The sequence below is a fragment of the Daejeonella sp. genome, from assembly GCF_046590655.1.
In the GTDB taxonomy this organism is placed as follows: Bacteria; Bacteroidota; Bacteroidia; order Sphingobacteriales; family Sphingobacteriaceae; genus Daejeonella.
Window position 1 is genome coordinate 1 of record NZ_JBKJUM010000165.1, and the last position, 3,681, is coordinate 3,681.

At 42.5% G+C, this 3,681-nt stretch carries 5 protein-coding genes; all 5 read right to left on the reverse strand.

Annotation, left to right across the window (positions count from 1 at the left end; all coding sequences use genetic code 11):
• Window positions 1-287 (reverse strand): hypothetical protein (locus ACLL8Z_RS14805; protein WP_411275570.1); only part of this gene is annotated, 287 nt, incomplete at its 3' end.
• A gap of 3 nt (window positions 288-290) precedes the next feature.
• Complete coding sequence (locus ACLL8Z_RS14810) at window positions 291-1,418, reverse strand: DUF1972 domain-containing protein (RefSeq protein WP_411275571.1); 1,128 nt, start codon at window positions 1,416-1,418, stop codon at window positions 291-293.
• Between the two features lie 247 nt (window positions 1,419-1,665).
• On the reverse strand, window positions 1,666-1,800 hold the full coding sequence (locus ACLL8Z_RS14815) for a hypothetical protein (protein ID WP_411275572.1): 135 nt from the start codon (window positions 1,798-1,800) through the stop codon (window positions 1,666-1,668).
• 176 nt (window positions 1,801-1,976) lie between these two features.
• Entirely contained in the window at window positions 1,977-3,203 is a 1,227-nt protein-coding gene (locus tag ACLL8Z_RS14820; protein ID WP_411275573.1) for a glycosyltransferase family 4 protein, read from the reverse strand.
• Window positions 3,203-3,681: methyltransferase domain-containing protein (locus ACLL8Z_RS14825; protein ID WP_411275574.1), on the reverse strand; the 479-nt coding region annotated here is incomplete at its 5' end. The genes ACLL8Z_RS14825 and ACLL8Z_RS14820, both read right to left, overlap by 1 nt.

A 3,681-nucleotide genomic window follows, 5' to 3' on the forward strand; every position in this document is an offset into this window, starting at 1 on the left:
AATAAGAAAAAGCTAAGCAAAATGAAGAACAGGAAAATGGTAAAAAGTACATAAATTATTTCCTCGGAGAATTTCTTAGACCTCAGATCGGAATACAGGTTCGTGAATTGTGCAGAAATATACCAGGATACAACGGAGAAGATAAAAAGTATAGAAATAAAGGGCCTGCCCGGATAAATAAATTCTGGTTGAGGAAAATAATTATAGGCAATTAAAAGTGCGACGAAAATAATAGGCGCATCGATGAGACAACGTACGATTCTGTATTTGAGATGTCGTTGAGTCATCGATTATTTCCGGATTAACTTAGTAAATTCTGATATATATTTATCGGTAATGACCTCCCAATTATATTTTTCAGTTAGCCCGTATTTCACTTTTCTCTTCAATAGTTGAACTTTTTCTTCCGCACCTTCGATCTGGTTCATTTCGTGTGCAACTGCGGCGCTGTCTAACTCAAAAAATATTCCAAATTCTCCATCATTCAGCATTTCCCGGTTAAACGGAGTATCCAATGCAAGTATAGCACATTGGTTTGACATAGCCTTTAGCATGGCTGGGTTAGTACCGCCAAACTGGTGGCCATGCAAATATACATAGCAATGCTGGTAAAGAGACATTAATACATCCGGATGCTTAACATAGCCCAAAAATATAACTTTTTCGCTCGCGAATTTTTTTATTTCCTGAGCATAAGTGTCGCGGTAAGGAACGTCCCCCACTATCACCAGTTTTTTACTGGATTTAGATTCAAGGAAGCCTTTTACTAATAAATCCGCGTTGTTATCTGCAACCAGGCGCCCTACAATTAAATAATACTCGCCGGGCTTTAATCCCAGCCCTCGAATATGCTCTTCAGATGATTCTTTAAACGGAGGAGCTCCATAGGCTATAACCCGGGATTGAGCGTTGAATTTTTCCAGGTAAACTTTTTGCATGGCTTCTGCATCGCAAATAAGCTGGTCATATAATTTAGTTGCCGACCAGGCTCCAAAATAGAAATATTTAGCCCCCAGACCTTTCCATTTAGGACGCAGCCACTCCAATCCATCTGTGTTAATAATTGTTTTTTTGCCTGTGATTTTTGGGATCCAACCCATGGGGCCGGCGGCAAGGTTGACGACAAGTATTACCTCCGCGGAGCTGAAAGCTGCATGGAAAAGTGAAAGAAAGCAGTAAATTATCTGATTTAGTGACTTGTGAGGTAGGGTTGGGATGTAATGTAAATGAATTCCGTTGACAATTGGCGGTCTGTCAGTAAACAAGTGTTTTTGATTATAAACGTGAACCGCTATGCCCTTGGTAATCAATCGCTCACTAAGCTCTTTTACAAAAGTTTCATAACCTCCATACACGTGGGGGTATCCTCTTGAACCGATTATTGCAATCTTAATAAAATCCGGGTTGTTAGTGGACACGGGGGTAAAAGTAAGAATAATGGGGAAGGTGTGGAAATGGCAAGGGGTATTTTATAATAGGGGTTGAGGTCGCTCACTGCGCTCGGGACGATTGAGAAGATAAAAGGATTAGAGGTCCCTCGCTGCGCTTCGGGATGACGTTGTCGGTTTTTTGGTAAAGGGAGATTTCTCCTCGCGGGACATTGGTAGTAAATGATGAAATTTATCCTCGCTCGTCGAAATAGCCCCCCCCTTTATCATTCTACTATCACCATGCAATGTGACCATATTTCGACGAGCGGCCACCCCATAGATTATTTAACTGGTCTGTTCCGCGAGGAGAAATCTCCTCCTCCACACCAAATGGATCGTCATCCCGAAGCGCAGCGAGGGACCTTATCAAACTATTAGCGCTGCGATCAAAGCCCCGCGTCATCCCGAAGCGTAGCGAGGGACCTCCATCTTCGCCATCGCCACTATCATCCCGAAGCGCACCGAAGGCCTCAAGCTAGACAGACCACCCATTTAACAAAATGCCATCAGCCCGAAGCGCAGCGAGGGACCTAAGAACGAGTTTTACTACAACCCCTCAATAATCCCCTTCAAAGCAGCAATATGTTTCCCCCGATCAGAGATAGTCTTTATATGTTTAAATGCATTTTCCCCCATCAAGGATAACTCACTACTAGTATAAAGAGTCTGGATTTTTTCTGATAAGTCAGCAGCATTACCTGCCTGAAATAGCAAACCTGTTTGCCCGTGGATCACCGTCTCCGGTATCGCTCCGATATCTGATCCTACTACTGGCTTAGACATTAACATCGCCTCGAAAATAGTAAGCCCAAGTACTTCATACCATTCGGAAGGACACACCAGGAAGTCGCAATTCATGATTGTGAGCAGCACTTCCTCTTTTGGTAATTTCCCTAAGAATTCTACATTTTCAAGTGAATGAATATTTTTGAATGCTCTCAGGCTAAGCTCTTCGGAACCGTCCCCAATTATTTTGAGCTTGATACCGGGGTTGAATTGCATAGCCTGAAGCAAGGTGTGCACTCCTTTAATTTTTTCTAAGCGGCCGACATATACGATATACCGGTCTGCATTCTCAGGCTTTCCTGATATCCCGGGCAACTCGAAGTTATAGGTATGATAGATCTGCCGAAGCTTATCCGGAAAGAAGCCAAAGCTCTTATACTTATTATAGCTGAACAGCGATGGACAAATATAGTAATCGACGTATTGGTAGTAATTAAAAAAGCTGTGAAAGTAATTTTCAAATGCAGCTAAAGAACTGGCTAATAAAGAGCCTTTCTTACATTTGTTTACGGCGCAGCGGTAAAAATTCCCCACCCGGCATTGTTCGCATACCTTATCATTGCTGATAAAAGTACTCTGCGGACACAGGATCGTATAATCATGTAAAGTCCAGATTATGGGGATTTGATGTTCATTCAGCACCCTGATAATAGCGGGAGTGAGGTAATGGTGGATAAGATTTAAGTGTGCGAGGTCAATCTTAACAGCTTTTAATAGCGCTTTTAATTTCCGCACTGCTTCGGTCGAATAGACACTCTTACTCACTACCTCGACGGCGGATCCAAAGCTTCGATCCTGGTTAAGGTCTCTATAATTTATATTGTCGATAAAGTATTCAGAATATTCGTTGGGCAGGTTTCGCTCATCTTTCATGGAGAAAGGAACCACATGGTGGCCGAGTTCTTCATATATTTCAGACACTGTATTTATGTAAGTCCAGTCTCCACCGCTGGGGTACCACGCCCAATTTGCGATCAGGATATTCATTAGGATAGCCCGGGTTTAGTAAAATCGGCCGTTTGTTCTGCTTTCGGTTCGTATACCGCATAAAATCGGATAATTCCGCCTTTTTTGAAAATAACCGCAAGGCTTTCTAATAATATCGCAAATGGAAGAGTTATTAAAACTTTGAAAGGTAATATCCAGTTTTTATTTTCTTTAAGATCAGCTATCAGGAAGCCCTTGTATCCAAACCATGTGAAAATACTTTGAACCATTCCCACTAGCCCCAGATGAATCGAGTAATACTCCTTCTTTATTACTCTGCAGCCGGCTTTATCGATGATCTTTTCCAGGCTCTCCTCGGTGAAATGACTTAGATGACGCGGAACGTCGAGGTGCAGCCATCTATTGCCAGCCCATTTAGACTGCCAGCTTCCAAAATTCGGCACTTCGGCAACTAACAAGCCCCCGGGTTTTAAATTGGACATGACCAAACTGTTTAAAAGTTCCGCAGGAGCTGTCA